This is a genomic window from Nocardia sp. CY41 (assembly GCF_009829325.1).
In the GTDB taxonomy this organism is placed as follows: Bacteria; Actinomycetota; Actinomycetes; order Mycobacteriales; family Mycobacteriaceae; genus Nocardia.
Genome location: NZ_VUOS01000027.1, coordinates 52,187 through 74,002, shown reverse-complemented (window position 1 = coordinate 74,002; position 21,816 = coordinate 52,187). Strand labels below are relative to the sequence as shown.

The 21,816-nt window shown below is 68.9% G+C and carries 17 protein-coding genes and 1 pseudogene; 6 read left to right on the top strand and 12 right to left on the bottom strand.

The window, feature by feature from the left end; genetic code table 11:
- Positions 1-63 precede the first annotated feature (63 nt).
- The 5 genes from GVY64_RS28525 to GVY64_RS28505 are packed head-to-tail and all read right to left on the bottom strand — an operon-like array spanning position 64 to position 7,090.
- Positions 64-1,815, bottom strand: a complete 1,752-nt coding sequence (locus tag GVY64_RS28525; RefSeq protein ID WP_159847983.1) for an N-acyl-D-amino-acid deacylase family protein — start codon at positions 1,813-1,815, stop codon at positions 64-66.
- 4 nt (positions 1,816-1,819) lie between these two features.
- Positions 1,820-3,469 (bottom strand): class I adenylate-forming enzyme family protein, encoded by a 1,650-nt coding sequence (locus GVY64_RS28520; RefSeq protein ID WP_159847981.1) that lies wholly within the window; start codon positions 3,467-3,469, stop codon positions 1,820-1,822.
- Between the two features lie 36 nt (positions 3,470-3,505).
- Positions 3,506-4,552, bottom strand: a complete 1,047-nt coding sequence (locus GVY64_RS28515; RefSeq protein ID WP_159848140.1) for an NAD(P)-dependent alcohol dehydrogenase — start codon at positions 4,550-4,552, stop codon at positions 3,506-3,508.
- Positions 4,552-5,715, bottom strand: a complete 1,164-nt coding sequence (locus tag GVY64_RS28510; RefSeq protein WP_159847979.1) for a serine hydrolase domain-containing protein — start codon at positions 5,713-5,715, stop codon at positions 4,552-4,554. The genes GVY64_RS28515 and GVY64_RS28510 overlap by 1 nt, the downstream gene beginning before the upstream one ends.
- A gap of 7 nt (positions 5,716-5,722) precedes the next feature.
- A complete protein-coding gene (locus GVY64_RS28505) occupies positions 5,723-7,090 on the bottom strand; it encodes a flavin-containing monooxygenase (RefSeq protein WP_159847977.1) in 1,368 nt (455 codons plus the stop codon).
- 212 nt (positions 7,091-7,302) lie between these two features.
- Between GVY64_RS28505 and GVY64_RS28500 the strand changes: the two genes are divergently transcribed.
- Together GVY64_RS28500 and GVY64_RS28495 are read left to right on the top strand one after the other, a co-directional pair.
- Positions 7,303-7,920, top strand: coding sequence for a TetR/AcrR family transcriptional regulator (locus tag GVY64_RS28500; protein WP_159847974.1), 618 nt, complete (start codon positions 7,303-7,305; stop codon positions 7,918-7,920).
- A 307-nt stretch (positions 7,921-8,227) separates the two neighbouring features.
- Positions 8,228-8,977, top strand: coding sequence for a DUF6319 family protein (locus GVY64_RS28495; RefSeq protein ID WP_159847972.1), 750 nt, complete (start codon positions 8,228-8,230; stop codon positions 8,975-8,977).
- 1 nt (position 8,978) lies between these two features.
- Here the strand turns inward: GVY64_RS28495 and GVY64_RS28490 are convergent, their stop codons facing one another.
- Complete coding sequence (locus tag GVY64_RS28490) at positions 8,979-10,511, bottom strand: GGDEF domain-containing protein (protein WP_159847970.1); 1,533 nt, start codon at positions 10,509-10,511, stop codon at positions 8,979-8,981.
- Positions 10,511-10,717 (bottom strand): hypothetical protein, encoded by a 207-nt coding sequence (locus GVY64_RS28485; RefSeq protein ID WP_159847968.1) that lies wholly within the window; start codon positions 10,715-10,717, stop codon positions 10,511-10,513. The genes GVY64_RS28490 and GVY64_RS28485 overlap by 1 nt, the downstream gene beginning before the upstream one ends.
- A gap of 324 nt (positions 10,718-11,041) precedes the next feature.
- On the opposite strand from GVY64_RS28485, the gene galK reads away from it, so the two are divergent.
- The 3 genes from galK (at position 11,042) to GVY64_RS28470 (ending at position 14,376) form a co-directional block, all read left to right on the top strand.
- A complete protein-coding gene (galK, locus tag GVY64_RS28480) occupies positions 11,042-12,160 on the top strand; it encodes a galactokinase (protein ID WP_236567300.1) in 1,119 nt (372 codons plus the stop codon).
- A 230-nt stretch (positions 12,161-12,390) separates the two neighbouring features.
- Positions 12,391-14,109 (top strand): sodium:solute symporter family protein, encoded by a 1,719-nt coding sequence (locus tag GVY64_RS28475; RefSeq protein ID WP_159848137.1) that lies wholly within the window; start codon positions 12,391-12,393, stop codon positions 14,107-14,109.
- Between the two features lie 12 nt (positions 14,110-14,121).
- Positions 14,122-14,376, top strand: coding sequence for a hypothetical protein (locus tag GVY64_RS28470; RefSeq protein ID WP_159847965.1), 255 nt, complete (start codon positions 14,122-14,124; stop codon positions 14,374-14,376).
- A 227-nt stretch (positions 14,377-14,603) separates the two neighbouring features.
- On the opposite strand, the pseudogene GVY64_RS28465 reads toward GVY64_RS28470, so the two are convergent.
- Positions 14,604-15,059 (bottom strand): annotated as a pseudogene (locus tag GVY64_RS28465) (SRPBCC family protein); the annotation flags it as partial.
- A gap of 323 nt (positions 15,060-15,382) precedes the next feature.
- Between GVY64_RS28465 and GVY64_RS28460 the strand changes: the two are divergent.
- Positions 15,383-16,057 (top strand): hypothetical protein, encoded by a 675-nt coding sequence (locus GVY64_RS28460; RefSeq protein WP_159847961.1) that lies wholly within the window; start codon positions 15,383-15,385, stop codon positions 16,055-16,057.
- 267 nt (positions 16,058-16,324) lie between these two features.
- Here GVY64_RS28460 and GVY64_RS28455 read toward each other — a convergent pair whose 3' ends face one another.
- From GVY64_RS28455 to GVY64_RS28440, 4 genes are all read right to left on the bottom strand, one after another.
- Positions 16,325-17,998 (bottom strand): bifunctional 3'-5' exonuclease/DNA polymerase, encoded by a 1,674-nt coding sequence (locus GVY64_RS28455; protein ID WP_201298198.1) that lies wholly within the window; start codon positions 17,996-17,998, stop codon positions 16,325-16,327.
- Positions 17,999-18,239: 241 nt separating this feature from the next.
- The gene (locus GVY64_RS28450) at positions 18,240-19,106 is read right to left on the bottom strand and encodes an alpha/beta fold hydrolase (RefSeq protein WP_159847959.1); all 867 of its coding nucleotides are present in this window, start codon (positions 19,104-19,106) and stop codon (positions 18,240-18,242) included.
- A 338-nt stretch (positions 19,107-19,444) separates the two neighbouring features.
- Positions 19,445-20,194 carry a hypothetical protein gene (locus tag GVY64_RS28445; RefSeq protein WP_159847957.1) on the bottom strand — a complete coding sequence of 250 codons (750 nt, stop codon included), beginning with the start codon at positions 20,192-20,194 and terminating at the stop codon, positions 19,445-19,447.
- Between the two features lie 98 nt (positions 20,195-20,292).
- Entirely contained in the window at positions 20,293-21,756 is a 1,464-nt protein-coding gene (locus GVY64_RS28440) for a PepSY-associated TM helix domain-containing protein (RefSeq protein ID WP_236567298.1), read from the bottom strand.
- Between the last annotated feature and the right edge of the window lie 60 nt (positions 21,757-21,816).

Sequence of the window (21,816 nt, the reverse complement as noted above, 5' to 3'; positions counted from 1 at the left end):
CGAGCGAGCCGACGACATTCCGCGATTCTACGTGGCTGTTTCGTCCGGGCAGGGCCGATCGGATCAGCGGACCGCGGTCGCCGCGCGAAGGAACCGGCCGGTCCGGCGGGCGCCGAGCGCCGGGGCGGGAGCGCCGTCGCCGAAGACCGGCACCCCGCCGACGAACACCGCGGTGACCGCCTCGTCGTTGCGATTCACCATGCGCGGCAGGTTGTCGAACGGGGCGAGCGGAAATTCGTGATACGCGTCGAGCGAGTCGTCCAGGCGGGCCGGATCCAGGACTACGGCATCGGCTCGGTCGCCCACCCGCAGATGCCCGGCGTCCAGGCCGTACCAGTCCGCGAGTTCGCCGGTGAGCCGGTGTACCGCCTGTTCCACCGAGAGGATCGGACGACCGGCATCCGCGGCGTCGCGTACCCGGCGCAAGAAGCGGAGCCCGAAGTTGTAGAACGCCATGTTGCGCAGATGCGCTCCCGCGTCGGAGAAGCCGAGCTGCACGCCGGGGTCGGCGGCGAGCCGATCGAGGACCGCCGGTCGATGATTGGAAATCGTTGTCCGCCACCGGACCTTGTTGCCGTGCTCCACCACGAGATCGAGGAAGGCATCCACCGGATGCGCGCCGCCGCGGTCCAGGCCCACTTGGCCGAAGGTCTTGCCGATGACCGCCGGGTCGGGGCATTCGACGATCTGCGCGTCGAAGAAGTCGCGGTGCCAGACCCGTGGACCGAATTTCTTGTCGTAGTCCGCGCGGAAGCGGCGGCGATAACGTTCGTCGCTCAGCAGTTCCCGGCGTCGGTCCACCTGATCGGCCAGGTGCAGCGCCTCGGCGCCGGACCCGAACTCCTCGAACACCACGAGATCGATGCCGTCGGCGTAGACCTCGAAGGGCACCGGAAGATGCTGCCAGCGGAAATCGGCGCCCAGCGCGTTCAGCACCCGCGCGATCAGCGGGAACACATGCACCACACCGGGAATCGCTTTGATGTCGGCGGCCGAGAGCAGACTGACCTTCAGCGGTCTGCGGAACAGGCCGAGGCTGCTTGCCGCCATCGTGATCAGGCTGTGCGGCCGGGATACGTCGGGTCCGCCCTGCAACGCTCCGCCGCGCCGGCGCAGCACGGCATTGAGCCGGTGCCGTTCCCGGGCAGTCGCGTAGGTCGACGGCAGCGTCCGGGAGCGGCACGCTTCGCCGTCCAGTTTGTCGAACAACAGCTGTTGGGAGGACATGCCGACGAACCCCGCGTCCAGCGCCTCGGTCAGTTTTGCTTCCATCCCGGCCAGTTCGGCGGCAGCGGGGCGGACATCCTTGCGCGTCGCGCGGTCCAAGCCCATTTCGGCGGCGCGGATATCGGAGTGCCCGATGAACGCGGCGACGTTCGGGCCCAACGGCAGTCGCTCCAGCGCGTCCGCGTACTCGTGCGCCGAGCGCCAGGTCTTGTGCTCGCCGACCGCCGCGACGACATGCTTGCGCGGGATCGCCTCGACCCGCGCGAACAGGTCGCCCGCGTCCGAGGCGTCGACGTGCACGGTGGACAACGAGCACGAGCCGAGCAGCACCGTGGTGATGCCGTGGCGGACCGATTCGGTCAGCGCCGGATGCTGGAGCACTTCCACGTCGTAATGGGTGTGGATGTCGAGCATGCCCGGGATCACCCACTTCCCGGTGGCGTCCACGACATTCGGACAGGCGGGGTCGTCGATGGGCTCCGCCGAGATGGTCTTGATCCGCCCGTCGTGGATGCCGAGGTGGCGGATCGCGGACGGCGCGCCGGTGCCGTCGAACCAGCGGCCGTTCGCGATGATCGTGTCGTACATGGGTCTACACCTCGAGATCGGCCCGCACGACCTTGCCGGTCGCGTTGCGCGGGAGTGCGGCGGTGGTGAGCCGCCAGCGGGCGGGCACCTTGTAGTAGGCGAGCCGCTCGGCGGTGAACGCGCGCAGCTCCTCTTCGCTGGTGGTCATGCCGCTTTCGACCACCACCAGGGCGGCGACCTGCTGGCCGAGGTCGGCGTCGGGCACGCCGAGGACCGCGCATTCGCGCACCGCGGGATGCTCCTCGAGGCACTGCTCGATCTCCGTGGGGTAGACGTTCTCCCCGCCGCGCAGGATGAGATCCGAACGGCGCCCGGACAGGCGCAGCCTCCCGTCCTCCAGCACCCCGATGTCGCCGGTGCGCAGCCAGCGGTCCGGGGTGATCGCCGCGGCGGTGGCGGCCTCGTCGTGCCAGTACCCGAGCATCACATACGGGCTGCGCAAGCAGATCTCACCTTCGACGCCGTCGGGGACCGCGTTGCCCGCGCTGTCGCGGATCTCCAGCGCGACCCCGACGACCGGTCGTCCCACGGTGTCCGGGAACGCCGCCAGCTCTGCCGGGCTCGCCAGCGTCGCGGCGGTGCTGCATTCGGTGAGGCCGTAGCTGGTGACCAGCGCGTTGCGCGCGACGGGCAGCTGATCGCGCAGCTTCTGTTGCAGCGCGGCCGAGGACGGCGCCGAGTTCAGCGAGAACGCGGCCAGCGAGGACAGGTCGTAGGCGGACAGGTCGAGTTCGAGCATCCTGGTCGCCATGGTCGGCATCGCGCCCCAGTTGGTGACGCGTTCGGCCTCGATCAAACGCAGCACCCGATCGGCGTCGAACGACCCCTGGTGGATCACCGCCGCGTCGCCGGTGACCAACCGGGGGACCACGAGGTTGTGCAGGCTGGCGATATGGAACAACGGTGAGGTGAGCAGGAAGCGTCGGCCGCTGGGCAGTTCCGTCGCGCCGGTGAGCGCGGCGGCCAGCGCGTCGTTGAAGACGTGATAGTCGCTGACGGCCACCACATTCCGATGGGAGTGCACCGCCCCCTTGGGTCGTCCGCTGGTGCCGCTGGTGTAGAGGATCACCGCGGGGTCGTCTTCGTCGATCTCGGCGTAGGGGAGCTCGTCGGTCCGGTAGTCGGTGGTGAGCGCGGGGACGTCGTGCTCCATCGTGAGCACCGGGATCCGGATGTCCAGCTCCGCCACCAGCGCGGCGCGCTTGGCGTCGACGACGAGCACGGCGGGTGCGGTGTGCTCGACGCCGTAGGCGATCTCGCGCGGCGCCCACCACGCGTTGTAGCCCACCGCGATCGCGCCGAGCGCTTGGGCCGCCCAGAACGTGAGCACCCATTCGGGTGTGTTCGCGGCGAGAATGCCGACCCGGTCGCCCTTGCGGACGCCGCATCGGTCACGCAGGGCCGTGGCCAGTGCCGCGACCGCGGCGGCGTGCTCGGCGAAGGACATCGTGCGCTCGGCGGTGACCAGGTAGTCCCGGTCGCCGTGCTCGGCTGCGGCGACGAGCACCTCGCGCAGCGAGGACTTGCGGTGGCGCACCACCGGCATGGGCGCGCCGAGCACGTCCTCGATCGCCATCTCGAATCGGCCGCCGGGGCCGGTGAGCCGGGCCGCGGCTTCCGCCACGTACGCCTGCGGGTCGAAGGGCTTCGTCATATCAGGTACTTCCTCGTCACTGCGCGGGTCGATTCGTCACGGTTCGGGGACCAGGACCGCGCGGCCGGTGATCAGGCCGCGTTCCAGCCGGTCGAGGGCGGCGCGGCCGGCGGCCAGCGGATAACGCTCCACCTCGACGCGGAGCTTTCCCGCCGCGGCCAGCGCCACGGAGTCGATCAGGTCGGACTTGGTGCCGCCATAGGACTTGCGCACCGACGCGCCCCAGGGCCAGCCCGGGCCGCCGGCCGGCGCCGCCGTGATCTCCGGCGCGCCGCCGCCCAGGCCGATCATGCGGTACGCCCCGTTGGGCGCCACCGACTCCACCGCGAGCCGTGCGGTCGCGTCGACGCCGACGAAGTCGAACACCGCGTCCGCGCCGCGGCCCTGGGTCCGGTCGAGGATCTCGCGGGCGGTGTCGTCGCTCGCCAGGAGACCTTCCGTCGCACCGCAGCGGGCGGCGAGTTCCAGCTTGTCGGCGCTGACGTCCACCGCCAGCACCCGGGCCGCCGTGGTCGCGGCCAGAATCTGCACCGCGACGTGACCGAGCCCGCCGATGCCGATCACCACCGCCACCGATCCCGGCCCGAGCTGCTCGCGCGCGCCGCGGATGGCGTGATAGCTCGACAGCGCGGCGTCGGCCAGCGGCGCGGCCTCGCCGAAATCCAGGTCGCCGATCGGCACGAACGAACTCGCGGGCACCCGGATGTAGTCGGCCATTCCGCCGTCCGGCCCGAGACCGGGGCACGGCGGCATGGCGGTGCGGCCCGCGGCGCGGCAGACGTTCTCGTTGCCGTTGGCGCACTCCCGGCAGACCCCGCACGACCAGCACAGATACACGACGCCGCGCTCACCGGCCCTGCGGCCGCCCACGCCGTCGCCGACGGCCTCGATGGTGCCCGCGATCTCGTGGCCGAGGGTCAGCGGCTCCTCGCGCATCCGGAAGGGGATGTGCAGCACGTGCAGGTCGGAATGGCAGATGCCCGCCGCGCCCACGCGCAGCAGCAGATCGGTGGGACCGATCCGTGGGATCGGTACCTCGCGCAGTTCCAGCACACCGGGCTCGGTGAGCTGCAGGGCCCGCATCATCCGCGCACCGCCGCGAACGTCGCGCGCAGGTAGGCGTCGGCGCGGTCGGAGCCGATGAGGCCGGGGGCCATCCGGTTCATGGTGTAGGCGAACGTGGTGCGGTGCTCGAGGTCGTTGACCACCATCGCGCCTCCGTACCCGGCCCACCAGCACACCCGGCCGTCGGGCACTTCCGGGGCGGTCTGCCGCTGCGGCAGACCGTAACCGATGCCGAACCGCAGCGGCACCGCAAGTGCGAGATCCACGCCGTCGGACTGCTGCTGGAAGATCAGGTCGATCGTCTTCTCCGACAGCAGCCGCCGCCCGTCCAGCTCACCGCCGCAGGACACCAGTGATTGCACCCGCGCCACCGAGCGGGCGTTGCCGTGGCCGTTCACCGCGCCGATCTCGGCCTGCCGCCAGCCCGCGCTCGCGGTCTCGGCGATGTCGAGCAGCGGGCTGGTGAGCGTCTTGACCAGCACGCTGTCCTGGTCGAGCGCGGCCAGGTCGAATTCCGGCACGGCGGGCGGGATCAAGGTGGCGATCCGCTCGTGGTGCTCGGGCGCGGTGCCGATGTGGAAGTCCGCGCCCAGTGGCCCGGCGAGTTCCGCGGCGAAGAACTCACCCAGTGAGCGTCCGGTGACACGGCGGATCACCGCGCCGATCAGATGGCCGTAGGCCAGCGCGTGATACCCCGACGCGGTGCCCGGCTCCCACCACGGCGGTTGGCTCGCGAGGCGGGCGGCGGAGGCTTCCGCGTCGTAGATGTCGGCCAGCTCGATCGGCGGCTGCCAGCCCGAGACGCCGGAGGTGTGCGCGAGCAGATGACGAATCTCGATGTCTTCCTTGCCGTTCGCCGCGAACTCCGGCCAGTACCTGGACACCTTCGCGTGCACGTCCAGCTCGCCGCGCTCGACCAGCAGCAGGGCGCTCAGCGCGGTCATGGTCTTGGTGAGGGAGAAGACGTTGACCAAGGTGTCCTCGGTCCACGGCGCGGTGCGTTCCGGGTCGCGGTAGCCGCCCCAGAGGTCGACGACCGGTTCGCCGTCGACCGTGACGCAGATCGACGCGCCCAGTTCGTCCCCGGAGACGAGCCGGGTCTCCAGTTCGGTTCGGACCCGCTCGAATCGCTCCGCGCAGAATCCCGATGTGGCGGTTCCCGTGGTGGTGGTGGTGGTCATCGCCGCCTCACACGTGTTCGAGCGTGCGGGCCGGAACCGGCAGCGCGTTCCCCGCCGCGGCCGCGCGTTTCGCGCCGCGCGCCATTTCCCGCTGCAGGTCCCGCACATACGGTTCGAATTCGATCTGGATGGTGTGCCTGGGCGAGTCGTAGTAGCGGCCCGTCCGGGCCGACTCCGCGGACCGGATGGCCGCGCGCATCTCCTCCGCCGACGGCAGGTGGTAGCGCCCGGTCAGGTAGGCGGCGACCAGCTTGCTCTGCTGCTCGGCGAAGTTCACCAGCGTGGGCAGCGGCTGGGCCAGGCCGAGGAAGAACAGATTGTCGATGCCGGGCTTGATCATCTGCTTGAACAGCGGGAAGCGGTTGTCGGCGTCGGGCAGCAGGTCGGGATCGGAGAAGAACGGGAAGGAGATGCGGTAACCGGTGGCGCAGACGATCGCGTCCACCTCTTCGACACTGCCGTCGGCGAAGCGCACCCGCGGCCCCTCCAGCGCGGCGATCGCGGGCTTGAACGTGACGTCGCCGCAGCCGGCGCGATGCAGGAACTCCTCGCTCGCCGAGGGATGCGCCTCGAAGGGCAGATGGTCGGGCTTGGGCAGGCCGTAGTCCTCCATGTTGCCGCGGAACTTCCGGACGAAGCGCTGCTTGAGCTTCAGCCCCAGCTTCGGCGGCATCCACCGCGGCATCGAACGTTTGTCGCCCACCTTTCCGTTGACGTACTTCGGCAGCACCCACACCCCGCGACGGGCGGAGACGAAGAGCTTCGCGGCGATGAATCGCTGTGCCAACTCGGAGGCGATGTCCAGGCCCGAGTTGCCCATGCCGACCACCACCACGCGCTTGCCGCGCATGTCGACGGGATCGAACGGGTCGTTGTAGGCGTGGCTGTGCAGCAGCGTGCCGTCGAACTCTCCCGGATAGTCCGGAAGGCGAGGGTCCCAGTGATGCCCGTTGCAGACCACGAGCGCGTCGTAGTCCTTGGTACGCCCGTCGCTCGTGGTGATCAGCCAGCGGCCGTCGGCCGCGCGTTCCGCGGCGGTCACCACGGTATCGAACACGATCCGATCGCGGATGCCGAAATGGTCGACGTAGTCGCGGAAATACTGGAACAGCTGGGAATGGTGGGGGAAATCCGGCCACTCGTCGGGGGCGGGATAGTCCTCGAAGGCCAAGCGGAACTTGGACGTGTCGATGTGCAGGCTCTGGTAGCAGGCCGACATGCCGTTCGGGTTCTTGTAGTACCAGTTGCCCCCTACTTCGTCGGACGCCTCGTAGCAGTCGAAGGGGATGCCGTGGTCGTTCAAGCGTTTGGCGGCGGTGATCCCGGAAGGGCCCGCCCCGATCACGCAGACGCGGGGGAGTGCGGTTGACGTCATTCACTGTCCTCGTGCTGGAGTGCCGTCCTCGACGACGGCCGAACCGTCCGGCGCGGCTCCCGCACCGGAGTGACGTAGGCAACAAACTAACACTCACTAGACATGCTGTCTAGTGAGTGACGCACTGTCCATCCACGCCTTCGATGCGTAGACTCCCTTTGCGGAAGCAGCACGTCAGGACGGCTTTTACGAATTCGAGGTACGTGTCCACCATGCGGACGAACGCGAACACCAACCTGCGGGACGAGCAGAAGCAGCAGACCAGGGCCCGGCTGACGGAGGCCGCCAAGGAGCTGTTCGCCGCCCGCGGCTACGCGGCCGTGCGCGTGGACGACATCGCCGCCGCGGTCGGTTGCAGCCGGGCCACGTTCTACCTGCACTTCGCGGGGAAGCAGGAGATCTTGCGCGCGATCGCCGAACAGGGCACCGTGCCCACCGCGCTGCACTTCTATCAGGACCTCGACCGGGTGCTGGAGACCGGTTCGCGCGCCGAGTTCGCCGGCTGGGTAGCCCGCGCGATCGAGTGGTTCCACGAGTACAAGGACCTACTGCCCGCCTGGGACGAGGCGACCGCACTGGAACCGGAGTTCCGCGAGATCGCCCGCACCGGCATCCTCGCCTTGCCCAACGCGATGACCGCCTACCTCGCCGGGTGGCCCGCCGACCGGCGCGACGAGGCGCGGTTGCGCGTGGAATTGCTTGTCGCCCAACTCGAAAGGTTCTTCACCCGCTGGGCGATGCAGGGCACCATCGACGTCTCGGTGGACCAAGCCGTCGAGGTGCTCACAGACATCTGGTTTCCCGCCCTGCGCGCACCGACGGCGAGCTGATCGCGCCTGGTCGGCCGGACGGAATCGCCGCGCCGATATCGTGCGGACCGGCGTCGGCGCAGCCGTGCGTCGTCGAAAGGCGATCGCGTCGCACGGGTTCCGGTGATCATCCCGTTCGCGAGCGCACCGGAGCCCGGCATGGCGAGGACGAGTGCGCCGAAGCGGGGAAGTCCGGGCTTTGCCAGGTATTCGCTGAATGCTCGAACCGAGGTGTCCGCAGGCCGGATTCGACAGCGGCCCGCAAATCTGTCGGCGTCGTGGGGCATCATCTGTGCACGCAGCCAACCACGAATCGCTCGGAGTTACCATGCCGTCCCCACGAACCAAGCCGCAACCTCTGTCGGACAGCGAGATTCAGCAGATCGCCACGGACATAGCCGGTGGCCGTCCGCCCATGGTGTGGTTCACCGCCGCCGCGGTCGGCGTTCCGGAGGGGCGCTCGGGCAAGGTGATCGCACTCGGCGATCCGGCCGACGGTGACTTCCTGCAGGTCCGGCCGACCGGATCGAAGGATGTACTGTCCTTCTCTCCCGTCGAGGTGACCTTGACCAAGCCGCCGCGAGGGGCGGCGGGCGCTACCGCCCAGCCGAAGTCGACCAGGAAGGAATCTTCTGTGACCCAGTCGTCGACCACGACGAACACCACCGCGCAACCCGAACCGGCGAGCGCACCCGCGCCGTCGGCCGCCCCGAAGCAGGCCGAGGCGTCCGGGGAAGCGGGCCGCGCGGGCAAGCAAGCCCCGGCGGCGACGGCGCCCAAACCCGCCAAGACCGCCGCCGCCCGCAAGGCCAAGGCGCCCGAGGTCACCGTGACGCTCACCGGCACCGCCGACGGCGAGTGGTCGATCGATGTGGTCAGCGGAAAGAAGCGCACCCTGCGCGGCATCCCGGTGGCGGGCTCCGCCGTGGCGCAGGCGGCGAAGATCCTGCATCCCGAGGTCGCCGAAGTGGTCTCCGGGGTCCTGGAGGCGTTGCGCGGGGTGCAAGAGGCCAAGGTTCAGCAGTTACAGGCCGAGCTCGAGGAGGCCAGGCGCCTGCTGGACGAGCTGAGCGACTGAGTCACACCGCCGGACTGGCGGATCGGGCGGCAGCGCGCCAGATCCGGCGTTCGCTCTCGGGCGGCGCGCGGTGCACGTCGTCATGGAACGCGTAGCCGAGCGAGTGCTGCTTCGCGTGATACATCGCCGCGTCCGCGTCGCGCAGCAGGCTGTGCATGTCGGTGTCCGAGCTGCGCGGACCGGCGCATGCCACGCCGACGCTCGCGGTGATCGGGATCTCGCCCGCGCTCAGCCCGAACGGCCGGACGAACGCGCCGAGCAGCCGTTCGGCCAGCACGGCGGCGTCCGGCCGGGCGAGCGGGGCGAGGACGACGAATTCGTCGCCGCCGTAGCGGGTCACCACGTCCTCGCGTCGCACGACCCGCCGGATCCGGCTCGCCGCCGTCGCGATCAGCTCGTCGCCGACGGCGTGGCCGTAGCTGTCGTTGACCCGCTTGAAGCCGTCGAGGTCGATGAACAGCAGGCAGATCGGCTGCTCGGCCCACTGTTCGCCACGCTGGCGCAGGGCGCGCAGCAGCGCGGCTCGGTTCAGCAGTCCGGTGAGCATGTCGTGGTCGGCCTGATACTGCGCGCGCCGCTCGCTGCGCGCGCTGCGCACGATCGCGCGCTCGCTGCGCACCAGCATGCCGATCAGCAGCAGCGCGAACAGCGACGACACCACCGCGCGGTCGAGCGGCCGCAGGCTTGATCCGACCACCGGGACCAGTGAGGCCACGATCAGCGCGATCGCGATGAGGCTGGCGCGCTGCCTGGAGTGGTGCGGGTGGATACGCCGCGGCATGCCGAGCGTGGCCATGGTCGGGTGCAGCGCCGCGACGCCCACGGTGGAGTAGGCGGTGAGCAGGGGAGCCAGCAGCACCTCGCGTCCGAGCGCGGTCGCGCCCGCGGTTTCCAGGGTGTAGCCCAGGTCGCCGAGCAGCACCGCGATCAATCCGGCGTGCAACAGCCACAGCGAAGTCTCCGCGCGCGTGGAGGTGGCCATCGAGTGCGCCACCAAGGTGAGCAGCAGCGCGTCGAGCACCGGGTAGGCCGCCGCCACCAGCGCGTCCAGTCCGGTCACGGTGGACTGCAGGATCGGTGAGATGAGGAAGGTCCAGGAGGCGAGCAGCGCGCCGAGTCCGATGAGGGCCGAGTCCAGCATCAGATCGTAGTTGCCGTGCACTTGGCGCGGCCACAGCCAGATCAGCGCGGCGAACCCGACGCCGAGATAACCGAGCAGGGTGAACGCGTCGTCGAGCGGATGCATCGCGTGGTCGCCGACGTCACGCAGCGTGGTGCCGGTGGCGAACAGCACCGCCGAGCCGGACAACAGATACCACGGCAGCGGATGCGCGGGCCGGTGCGTACGCATCCCGACAGCGACCATGGCTACGGTCTCGCCGACGATGACCACCATCGTCACGAACGCCACCAGGCGCGAGTCGAGCGCGAGGTGGACCGCGATCGCGGCCCCGCTTCCCCCCAGAAGCACCGCGTACCAGCCCGTTCCGATACTGCGCCGACAGTTGGTCTGTGGCTGTTCACTGGGTGTCATCAGCCCCCCTTGGTCGCTCCGTCCCCGGTGCACCGGGCCGCGTAACAGATCTGGGAATCCTCCACCGCGACTACGATGTTCGCCTGTTCGCCGAGCACCGCCCGGATGCCGTCGGCGAACGGGAACCGAGTGTTGTTGCACGAGCAGATGTCCCGACCGACCGCTGCGCGCTCGGCAACCAATACCTGGACAACTGATTTGATCATGGCATGGAACGCCGCCGCTTCGCGGGCAGTTGGCGCAACAAGGAGGAAACCCGTCGACGTGCGCCATGACTTCGGCACGCGGGGTCGGCCATCGGCGCCCGGAACTCCGCGGATGCGATACCTGCCGCGCGACGGCCTTCGTTCCCGGCCCGAATGTCTTTGCGCAGGTGGGGGCACGAGCGCGGCCGAAGATATCGCAGGCCGGTCGTCCGTCGCAATCGACGGTGCGTTCCCGAACGCCGATCACGCAGCCTAGCGCGTGGAACAGAATGCTCGCGCGCGCGTCTCGTACCCTTGCACCGACCGAGACAGCGAGGAGCGAGTGTGCGGACATGGGTGGCGCCGGGCCGGGTCAACATCATCGGCGAGCACACCGACTACAACGACGGCTACGTCCTGCCCATCGCGTTGCCGCAGGTGATGCGATGCACGGCGGCGGCGCGCGCCGACGGATCCGTGCGGGTCGGCTCACGGCAGCAGCCCGGCGAGCCGGTGCTCGTCGCGGTGTCCGACCTCGCCGCCGAGCGAGCCCGGATGCCCGGGTGGGCGCGTTATCCGCTCGGGGTGGTCGCCGAGTTCACCCGGCGGGGTCACCGGATTCCCGGTGTGGATCTCGACCTCGACGGCGAGGTTCCGATCGGCGCGGGCTTGTCCTCGTCGGCGGCGCTGTCCTGCGCGGTGGCGATCGCACTGCGTGATCTGTTCGCCCCCGGCCTGACCGACCGCTCGTTGATCGACGTGGCGCGCGCCGCCGAGAACGACTACGTCGGCGCGCCGACCGGTGTGCTGGACCAGTCGGCCGCGCTGCTGTGCACGGCCGGGCACGCGCTGCTGCTGGACGTGCGGGCCTTCGCCGCCGACACCACCGCGCCGCGCGGGACCGAGCAGATCCCCTTCGACCTCGCCGCCTTCGGACTCGAACTACTGGTGATCGACACCGGGCAGCCGCACGAACTGGTCGACGGCCGCTACGCCGAGCGGCGCGACCAATGCGCCGCGGCCGCCGCCGCGCTCGGCGCAGGCGCCTTGCGGGACGTGGCGACGACCGATGTCGGCCGGATCGCCGACGACGTGCTGCGCCGCCGCGCCAGGCACGTGGTGACGGAGAACGCCAGGGTGCTCGCGATTGCCGAGAAATTGCGAGAAGGCGCCGACCCGCGGGGTATCGGCCCGATCCTGACGGCGGGGCACGCCTCGCTGCGGGATGACTTCGAGGTGTCCACCCCGGCCCTGGACGCAGCGGTCGACGCCGCGCTGGCCGCGGGGGCGCACGGTGCGCGGATGGTCGGCGGCGGATTCGGCGGGAGCGTCGTCGCGCTGGTCGACCGGGACCGCACCGCGGCGGTGGTCGAGGCGGTGCGGCGGCGCTTCGGCGACGCGGACCTTCCCGGTCCACGCACGTTCGTGGTGGTCCCCGCCGCCGGAGCGCACCGGATCGGCTGAGCGCCCAGCCGGATTTGTGCGCGAATGTGCCCCGCCGGTAGGCATGATCACGCAGAGTGGTGTCTGCCGACACCATTCGGCGGGCGACGAAGAGGTCGCGCGCGCCGGGCAGGACCAGCACGACGCATGCTCTCGCACGACGAGCGATCTCGCTCGCCGCCCCGGTTGTACCCGCCAGGAGGAACGCTGTGCCGCTCGCCGATCCGTTCGTTCTCGCCGCCGTGCCAGGACTGCACCCGGCTGCCCCGCCGGCGCAGTCGGTAGCCGCCGAGACCCTCCGGCTGGACGCTCAGCCAGTGGATTACGCCCTGGTCGCGCTGTATTTCGTGTTCGTGCTCGGCATCGGCCTGCTGGCCAGGCAGCGGGTGTCCTCCAGCATCGACTTCTTCCTGTCGGGGCGCTCGCTGCCCGCTTGGGTGACCGGCCTGGCGTTCATCTCCGCCAACCTCGGCGCGGTGGAGATCATGGGCATGTCCGCCAACGGCGCGGAGTACGGGTTCCCGACCTTCCACTACTTCTGGATCGGCGCGGTGCCCGCCATGCTGTTCCTCGGCGTGGTGATGATGCCGTTCTACTACGGCTCCAAGGTGCGCAGCGTGCCGGAGTTCATGCGCCGCCGCTTCGGCACCGGAGCCCATCTGGTGAACGCGCTGAGCTTCGCCATCGCGCAGATCCTCATCGCGGGGGTCAACCTGTACCTGCTCGGCTCGATCGTGAACGTGCTGCTGGGCTGGCCGCTGTGGGTCTCGGTGATCGTGGCGGCGGTGATCGTGCTGTCCTACATCACCCTCGGCGGTCTGTCGGCCGCGATCTACAACGAGGTGCTCCAATTCTTCGTCATCGTGGCCGCGCTGCTGCCGCTCACCCTGGTCGGGTTGCACCGGGTCGGTGGATGGGACGGGCTGCGTGACCGAGTCACCGCCGCACCAGGCGGCGCGGAGCAACTCGAGTCGTGGCCCGGTAACGCGCTCAGTGGATTCTCCAACGATTTCCTGTCGATCCTCGGCATCGTGTTCGGTCTCGGATTCGTTCTGTCGTTCGGGTACTGGACCACGAACTTCGTCGAAGTCCAGCGCGCGATGGCGACGCACTCCATCTCGGCGGCGCGGCGCACGCCGATCATCGGCGCCTACCCGAAGATGTTCATCCCGCTGATCGTGGTGATTCCCGGCATGATCAGCGCCGTGCTGGTGCCGCAGATGGCGGAGTACAAGGCGGCGGTGACCGCGAATCCGGACTTCGAGAGCGACACCACCTACAACCAGGCGCTGCTGTACCTCATGAAGGATGTGCTGCCCAACGGCCTGCTCGGGGTGGGGCTGGCCGGGCTGCTCGCGGCGTTCATGGCGGGCATGGCGGCCAACATCTCGGCGTTCAACACCGTCTTCAGCTACGACCTGTGGCAGCAGTACGTGCGGCGGGAACGCCCGGACGGCTACTACCTCGGCGTGGGCAGGCTGGCCACCGTCGGCGCGACCGTGGCCGCGATCTTCACCGCGTTCATCGCCTCCGGGTTCAGCAACATGATGGACTACCTGCAAACCCTGTTCAGCTTCTTCAACGCGCCGCTGTTCGCCACGTTCATTCTCGGCATGTTCTGGAAACGGATGACACCGACCGCGGGCTGGATGGGGCTGGTCTGTGGAACCGCCTCGGCCATCGTCGTTTTCCTTTTGCACGAAACGAAGGTCTTCGAATTATCCGGCCAGGGCGCCAGTTTCGTCGCCGCCGGGGCCGCGTTCGTGGTCGACATCGTCGTCAGCGTCGCCGTCACCCAGGTCACTCAGCCGAAACCGGCGGCGGAACTGATCGGGCTGGTGTACTCGGAGACACCGAAGGAAGTGCGCACCGACCCGGAGGCGGGCACGCTGCCCTGGTACCAGCGCCCGGTCCTGCTGGCGGGCATCGCGCTCGTCCTCGTCATCCTGCTCAACATCCTCGTCGGATAAGGAACCGCCGCCATGCTTTTCGATATCCGCACCATCGTCGGCGGCTTGCTCGGCTGCTACGCGATCGTCCTCGTCATCACCGGCCTGGTGCAGAACACCGCGGCCGAGCAGGCCAAGACCGGCGGGGTGAACGTCAACCTCTGGGCCGGGCTCGGCATGGGCGTGGTGGCGCTGGCCTTCGTGGTCTGGGCGCTGTGGCGGCCGGTCCAGGTGCCGCCGGAGTCGCACCCGGCGGAGCACGCCGACGAAGAGTCCGGCTCCGCCTGACACACGAACGGCGCCCCCTGGGAAAAATCCCAGGGGGCGCCGGTTCACACGGGTCAGACGCCGGGGGTGCCGGTTCCGCCGGGCCAAGTGCCCGTTCCACCGGCGCCGGTTCCGCCGACACCTGGGGTGCCGGTTCCGCCGACACCCGGCATGCCGGTTCCGCCTGCGCCGGGCGTGCCTGTACCCGGGGTGCCGGTCGTGCCGCGCTCCGTGGCGGTGCTGCCTGCGTCCGGGCGCGGGATATCACCGCGCCAAGCGCCGGTCTCGCGGCCCTGGTGCTCGATGAAGTGCTTGAAGCGCTCCAGGTCACCGTTCACCCGGTGCTTCAGCACGCCGAGCTTGTCGGCGACGTTCTCCACGAACCCTTCGGGGTCGACGTCCATCTGCGCGGTCACCCTGGTGTGGGTGTCGTCGAGCCGATGGAACGTGACGACGCCCGCGTGCTTGGGCCCGCTGTCGGACTTCCATGCGACGCGTTCGTCGGGATGCTGCTCGGTGATGGTCGCGTCGAACTCCCGCGTCGACGGGCCGACATGGACACGCCAGTGCATATGCCGGTCATCGATCTGCTGTACCGCTTCGACACCCTCCATGAACTGCGGAAACGACTCGAACTGCGTCCACTGGTTGTAGGCGGTGCGAACCGGGACCTCGACGTCCACCGTGGCGGCCATTGTGCTCACTTGCTACCCCTTTCCTCGCCTGCCCGCACCATTCACGGGCCTGCGTCTCTCGGTTGACAAGCGCTCCCTTGTGGGGCGACTCGGGACATTCATCGCTTACCCGGGTCGTTCGGGGGCAAACAGGCGACGGTCCCGCTGCCCACGTTCCGCAGCGCCGATCGATCCGCCGGGCATCCGAGGGCCCGGCCATCCGGCATCGGATGCGAGGACCACCCGAAACGTGCGAGGACATCAGCTGACGCGCCGCGACATTCTTGCTGCTGCGGCAATCACACTTTCGTCATGGTGGCCGCACCTGACCATCGAGTGAAGGAGGGTACGAAATGAAGAAGGTCGGAATTTTCGAGATGCCCACCCGAAGCGAGATGCGCGATCCCGAGGCACTGCAGAAGCGCATAGCGGCCTCCAACGGCGGCCGGGACGACGCGTACGGCGCGTATCAGCTCGCCTGCCTGATGGCCGCCACCGAGGCGGAAGAGGACGGAAACGACGACGAATCCTGCCTCGGCCGATTCGAAGAGGCGCTACCCGGCTGGTTGAGCCGTCTCGGCCTGAAACTGGACGTCCACGCGTACGGCGTCTGTCACATGTCGGATGTCGACAGCACCGATCGAGGTGACGCGTCGTCGATCTATTGGACGTTGTCCGGGTTCCGGGACCGCTCCCGCATCTACGAGGCCATCGCCTTCCCGTCCGGCACACCCGCGCCGTCCGGTTCGATGATGGAGCAGTACGACGATTGGTCGCAGAACGCCGCCGCGGTAGCGGAAGAGGAATCCACCGACTCGGCGCGATTCGCCACGTTCGTGGACTCGATGTCGCAATACCTGAACTCTTCGGGCAAGAATTTCCCCGGCACCTCCTTCGGCTACTTCAACAGCGCCGGCAGCGAGATCTACACCCCCAGCATGGAAGAAACCGGAATGCTCTGGAGCGTGGCCCCCCTCGGCTCCTTCGACGGCCACATGTACGAATGCGTCACCGCCGTCCCGAAGTGAGTTTCGAGATCAACGGCACCTGACTGCGGCATCGTGCGGGTACGTCCCTGACTCTGCCTTGGGCGTCCGCACCGCCCTCGTCGACAAGCCGACCTCCTGACACCGCAGCGAATCCGTTGGTCGAGCCCACCCCATTCGACGGCCCGGCATCGAGCGTCGATCTCGATGCCGGGGCCGGGAGATGCCGACAGTCGCTGTGACGACTCGGCGGGAACCCCAGCGGCACCGGAAGTGCTGTCACGTCTCACCACCGTCGGGCTCGAGTCCCTACTTGGCGTCCCCGTAGCATTCCACCACCGCCGTTGTGCAGGGAAACCGGACCGGTGTCGCTCCGAAGGCCAGCCGACCTGCGGTGTCGGCCGCGGTCGCGATCATTTCGGCGACCGTCGTCGCCTCCTCCGCCGGGCAGTGCACCATCACCTCGTCGTGTTGGAAGAAGACCAACTCGGCGCGGAGCCCGGACCGGGACATCGCCTGACGCAGGGCCGCCAGGACCAGCAGGGCCCAATCGGCGGCGCTACCCTGCACCACGAAGTTACGAGTGAAGCGGCCACGGGCACGCGCCGCCGAGGTGCTGCCGTACTCACCGAGGTTTTCCCGGGGCAGGTCCTGCTGGTCGGGCGACGCGGCCGACACCGGCGGGCACGTCCGCCCCAGCCACGTACGCACCAGTCGTCCCTCCTCACCGGCACGCGCCGCGTCGTCGACATAGGCCACCGCTGCTGGATATCGGCGCCGCAGACCGGCCAAGTGGGTAAGGGCATCGCCGGAGGTCTGACCGTAGATGGCCCCCAAGAGGGCGAGTTTTGCTTGCGCGCGATCGCCGCCGAAGCCACGGGCCGCCAGATCCGCGTACAGATCCTCACCGCGACCGGCCACCTCCATCAGCCCTGGATCGCGCGAGACCGCGGCGAGTATCCGTGGCTCCATTTGGTCGGCGTCGGCGACCACAAGGCGCCAGCCCGGATCGGCACGTATCGCCCGGCGGATCACTTTCGGGATCTGCAGGGCCCCACCACCATTGGTAGTCCAGCGACCTGAAACCGTGCCGCCTGGCAGGTATTCGGGACGAAAGCGGCCGCCGTGCACCCACTGTTCGAGCCAGGACCAGCCGTGGGCGGTATACAAGCGGTACAACGACTTGTAGGCCAGCAGTGGCGCTACCGCGGGGTGATCGATGCGTTGGAGCTCCCATTTCCGCGTGGAAGACAACTCGATTCCGGCACGGGCGAAGGCCTTGACGATGTCGTTGGGCAAGTCCGGACGGACCCGCACTCCGTTGCCGAAAGCCCGCGATACTTCGTCGGCCAACTCCGCCATCCGGCGCGGTTGCGACCCGCCCGGATAGCGCTCACCCAGCAGCGTGTCCAGCAACTCGCGGTGCACGTCCGCGCGCCACGGGATCCCCGATCGCGACATCTCCGCGGCAACCAGCATGCCCGCCGATTCGGCGGCGAGCAGCAGTCGCATCCGCTCCGGATGCTCGGTGGCCGCCGTCCGGGCGATCTGACCCGCGTAGACCTCCAACAGGGCGGTGAGTTCATTCGTCCCGGCCGGCAGCGGCACCGGGCCCGACTCGAACAACGACGGCTGGCTCTCGGCGGCCCGTGCCGGGGCGTCCGGCGGAACGGGCAGATTGTGGAGGCGAGCCCAAGCGGCCGCCAGCGAACGAGGCTGACCCGACTGCCCCTCCTCATACCCGATCAGCAATGCCTCCGCGGCCTCCACGTCGTAGCAGCGCTCGACCCGCACGCCCGCTGCCAGCAGGGGTCGATAGATCGCGGCGGTGGACCGCCACACCCACCGCTCGACCTCGGGGCGGGAACGCACTGCCTCGGCGATCGACGGCTCGTAGACCACCGCCCCGGCGGGCCGACCGTCCGGATCGAGTGGACACAGATACGCGCCCCCCTCGCCCGATTCCGCCACCGCCCACCTCACGTCCCCGAGTCTGGCACCGGTGTCCGACACCATCGGCAGCGCTTCGTCGCGTCGCCGGGCTGTTTTCACCGGATCTCACCGCACGCCGCCGGACCAATCCTCGTCGGAAGAATCCGGCAACCGACGATTCCACCGGTTCGACGCGCTGGACGTGGACCCCGGCGCTGGAACGGGGTATGTCCGTTCCTGGGCATACCCCGTCCGCATTCGGCGCTCAGCGCGGTCTCGCTCCAGCGCGCTGTCAGTCGAGCGTGCGGGTGAGGAAGTCGCGGATCAGTGCGGCGATCTCGGTGCCGTGCGTTTCCAGGGCGAAGTGGCCCGTGTTCAGCAGGTGCAGTTCGGCGTCCGGCAGATCGCGCAGGTAGGCGCGCGCGCCGTCGGCTCCGAAGATCTCGTCGTGCTCGCCCCAGGTGATCAGGACGGGAGGCCGGTGCTCGGCGAAGTACTTCTGGAACTCGGGGTAGCGATCGAGGTTCAGTTTGTAGTCGGCGAAGAGCTGGAGTTGAATCTCCTTGTTGCCCGGACGATCCAGGTAGTGCTGATCCAAGGTCCAAGTGTCGGGGCTGATCCGCGTCAGCCGGTCGGCCGGGACGCCGTGGGTGTACTGCCATTTCGTGGCGTCGAGTTCGAGCAGCTTCCGCACCTCGGGCTCATGTGCCGCCCGGTCGTTGGCATGTGCGAACAGCACCTCCCAGAACGGGGTGAAGCCCTCCAGGTAGGCGTTGCCGCTCTGGGTGATGATCGCGGTGACACGATCCGGATTGCGGGAGGCGATGCGCAACCCGATCGGTGCGCCGTAATCCTGAATGTAGAGGGCGAACCGCTGCACGCCCAAGACGTCCAGCAGTTCCGAGGTGATCTCGGTGAGCTTCTCGAAGCTGTAGTCGAAGGCGAGCACGGACGGCATGGCCGACTGCCCGAACCCGATGTGGTCCGGCGCGATCAGATGGTAATCCGCGGCCAGCTCCGGCAGCAGATTGCGGAACATCGCCGAACTCGTCGGAAAGCCGTGCAGGAGGACAAGCGTCGGCTTACTCGGATCGCCCGCCTCGCGGTAGAAGACCGGCAGGCCCTGGATCTCGACGGTGTTGTGACGCACTGCGTTCATCGTGTTTCTCCTGGTCGTGTTCATCGAACGGACACTCGGGGTCGGTCGTGGCAGCGGAGGTGTCGCCGACCCGGCTTCGCGCCCGTACCACTTCTAACCATCTAAATAAATTTCAGTGGTTAAGAGTGTCCGCATGAAGCTAACCTGTCAATGTGACATAGATGGTTAGCGACAGGGGAATATCCTCGGCGCCGCACAGCAACCCCCCGCAGGGGAGCCTGAGGCCCGAACCTGCCCGCAACACGGAAGGGGTTGTTGTCCAATGGCGAGCTCACCTGTCGGCTCACACGGCCGAGAAAGCCCGGCATCGAGTGTCGCTCCCGATGCCGGGCCAGGAATCACTTCTGCGGAGTGGGCATGGGCGAGTTGATCGTGGAGAAGTACATGATCGCCGCGCCGATGGCGACCGGGGCCGTCACCAGGATCTGGCCCGCTACCGTGCCGAGGGCGCCGACCGCGACGATGCCGCCGAGGCAGCCGACGGCCGCGGCGGGGATGAACGGGCCGAACATGCCGACGATGGTGGCGGCGGCGATGGTCGCTCCGGCGATGCCGCCGAGCACGCAGCCCACCGCCGCGCCGCCGATGCCGCCGACCAGGGTGCCGACGGTGGCGCCCATGGAGAGGGTGCTGGTCATCCGGGACCAAGCGGCCTGTTCACGGTCGTACTCCGTCTTCCATGGCGCCTTGTCCTCGAACGGCAAGGCGACCGGCTTGTAGGTCGCGTGCGCCGAGTCGAACTGCGGAGTCAGCGTGGCGGTGCGGCCCGAGATCTCCGCGGTGATGGGGAATTCGAACTCGTCGACCAGGAAGGTCAGCGGCGTGCCCGCGACGACGGTGCCGTCGGCGGCCTTGATCTTCAGCACCTGGTCCTCGACGACGAGCGAACCGGAATCGATGGTGATGACGCTGGCGGTCTCGGTGGCGTGGGCGGTGAAACCGACGGCCTCGGCGGCCTCCGTGGACGTGGCTTCGACGGACGTGCTGTCGGCGGCAGGGACTTCGGGAGCGGCGGAACTCGTGCCCGCGGCGATGCTCATGGCAGCGGTGGTGAACGCGGCGGCCAGGGCAAGTTTCGTGATCTGCATGGAGAATCCTTGGTTTCGGAGGCATGGCGAAGTGACGGCCATACCAATGACGTTCGGTAGGTCGTGGAAGTAACGGGCCTTCGCCCGTGGATGTGCGGTTAAGCGGCGGCGCGGAACCGTCCGGCGAGGCCGAGCAGCACGTCGATCGCGAGGAAGACGAGCAGACTCACCCCGACCAGCGGGACGAACCAGCCCACCACCAGCGCGGCGGCCACCAGCGGCACGACGAGCCACAGCGGGATCTTGCGCAACGCGCCGCGCCGTGGAGCCCGGCCGAGAACGAACCGGCCCGCCTCCCGGGTGGGCCGCCTGCGCCACCACATGAGGTAGCCGCGCACGACCACGGTGATCAGGCCGATCATCGCCGCGAGCAGCAGCAACTGGTTGAGCAGCCCGAACATCAGTCCCATGTGGAACTGAATGCCCCAGTTGGTGAGCTTGGCCATCAGCGGCCAGTCGGCGTAGGCGAGCCGATCGGTGACCGCGCCGGTGGCGCCGTCGACGGCGACGGAGTCGACGGTGTACGTGCCGGACATCCGGCGTTCCTTCACCGCGAACGCTTTCCCCGGCGCGGCCGGGACGGCGATCTCGGCCGCCTGCGTGATGCCTTCGTCACGGGCCGTCGCGTACACCCGATCCAGCTGGGCGATCCGGTCGGCCGGGTCGGCGGGCGCGTGCTCCGTATGGCCGCCGCCATGATGATCCGAACTCGAGTCATGGCTCGGCGCAGCGCTTCCCGGCAGCGTGGTGCTGACCGCCGGTGTGGTCCAGCTCAGTTGCTCACGCAATGCGGTGATGTTCTCGCCCGCGTAGGTCGACCAGGTCACGCCGGTGGCCGACAGCAGCAGCGCCAGGGGAAGCACCCACATACCCACCGCGCCGTGCCAGTTCAGGGTGCGGCCCCGTGCGCGTTGCGACCGATCAACCGCCCACAGCCGGCCCCAGCCGTTGCGGGCCCGGCGGCTGCGCACCCGGCGCACCCAGATCACAAGTCCGGCCAGCGCGACGATCCACAGCCAGGACGCGGCGAGCTCGCTGTAGAGCCGGCCCGGCTCGCCCAGGTGCAGATCCCGGTGCAACCGATCGATCCAGGTGCGCATCGGCAGCGCCCCCGAGCTGCCGTACACGACGGCATCGCCCACCGGCTGCGCGGTGTACGGGTTCACGAACACCGCCAGCCGCTCGGATTCGCCCAGCGACGGGTCGCTGAACAGCACCCGGGTGGTGTCTTCGGTGCCCGCGGCCGGGGCGACGGCGACGAGCGGCAGGTCCGGCCGGGTGGCGACGGCCGCGCCGACCTGCTCCGACAGCGGCTTCGGCGTTCCGCTTTGCGTGACCGTCAACAGATCACGCGACACGATCGATTCCAACGTCGGCGAGATCGCGTAGAGCGCGCCGGTGACGGCCGCTATGAGGACGAACGGCCCCACGAACACTCCCGCGTAGAAGTGCAGTCGCATGGCCAGCGCGTGCAGGCTGTTACGCGCGGTGGTCCGGCGTGGGCCGGGGGAGTCCGACGGCTCCGATAAGTCGGCGTCGGAAATGGTTTCTGTTGTACTCACGGTCGTTTCGTTTCTGACGGCGGAAACCCGGTTGGGGCACAAACCACGTCCCGATGGCAC

What these genes read in the sequence shown, in the direction of transcription:
- GVY64_RS28485 (WP_159847968.1), bottom strand. Translation starts at nt 10,717, where the DNA reads ATGATCAAATCAGTTGTCCAGGTATTGGTTGCCGAGCGCGCAGCGGTC.
- GVY64_RS28450 (WP_159847959.1), bottom strand. Translation starts at nt 19,106, where the DNA reads ATGAACGCAGTGCGTCACAACACCGTCGAGATCCAGGGCCTGCCGGTC.
- GVY64_RS28505 (WP_159847977.1), bottom strand. Translation starts at nt 7,090, where the DNA reads ATGACGTCAACCGCACTCCCCCGCGTCTGCGTGATCGGGGCGGGCCCT.
- GVY64_RS28510 (WP_159847979.1), bottom strand. Translation starts at nt 5,715, where the DNA reads ATGACCACCACCACCACCACGGGAACCGCCACATCGGGATTCTGCGCG.
- GVY64_RS28490 (WP_159847970.1), bottom strand. Translation starts at nt 10,511, where the DNA reads ATGACACCCAGTGAACAGCCACAGACCAACTGTCGGCGCAGTATCGGA.
- GVY64_RS28525 (WP_159847983.1), bottom strand. Translation starts at nt 1,815, where the DNA reads ATGTACGACACGATCATCGCGAACGGCCGCTGGTTCGACGGCACCGGC.
- GVY64_RS28495 (WP_159847972.1), top strand. Translation starts at nt 8,228, where the DNA reads ATGCCGTCCCCACGAACCAAGCCGCAACCTCTGTCGGACAGCGAGATT.
- GVY64_RS28445 (WP_159847957.1), bottom strand. Translation starts at nt 20,194, where the DNA reads ATGCAGATCACGAAACTTGCCCTGGCCGCCGCGTTCACCACCGCTGCC.
- GVY64_RS28515 (WP_159848140.1), bottom strand. Translation starts at nt 4,552, where the DNA reads ATGCGGGCCCTGCAGCTCACCGAGCCCGGTGTGCTGGAACTGCGCGAG.
- GVY64_RS28520 (WP_159847981.1), bottom strand. Translation starts at nt 3,469, where the DNA reads ATGACGAAGCCCTTCGACCCGCAGGCGTACGTGGCGGAAGCCGCGGCC.
- GVY64_RS28470 (WP_159847965.1), top strand. Translation starts at nt 14,122, where the DNA reads ATGCTTTTCGATATCCGCACCATCGTCGGCGGCTTGCTCGGCTGCTAC.
- GVY64_RS28460 (WP_159847961.1), top strand. Translation starts at nt 15,383, where the DNA reads ATGAAGAAGGTCGGAATTTTCGAGATGCCCACCCGAAGCGAGATGCGC.
- GVY64_RS28500 (WP_159847974.1), top strand. Translation starts at nt 7,303, where the DNA reads ATGCGGACGAACGCGAACACCAACCTGCGGGACGAGCAGAAGCAGCAG.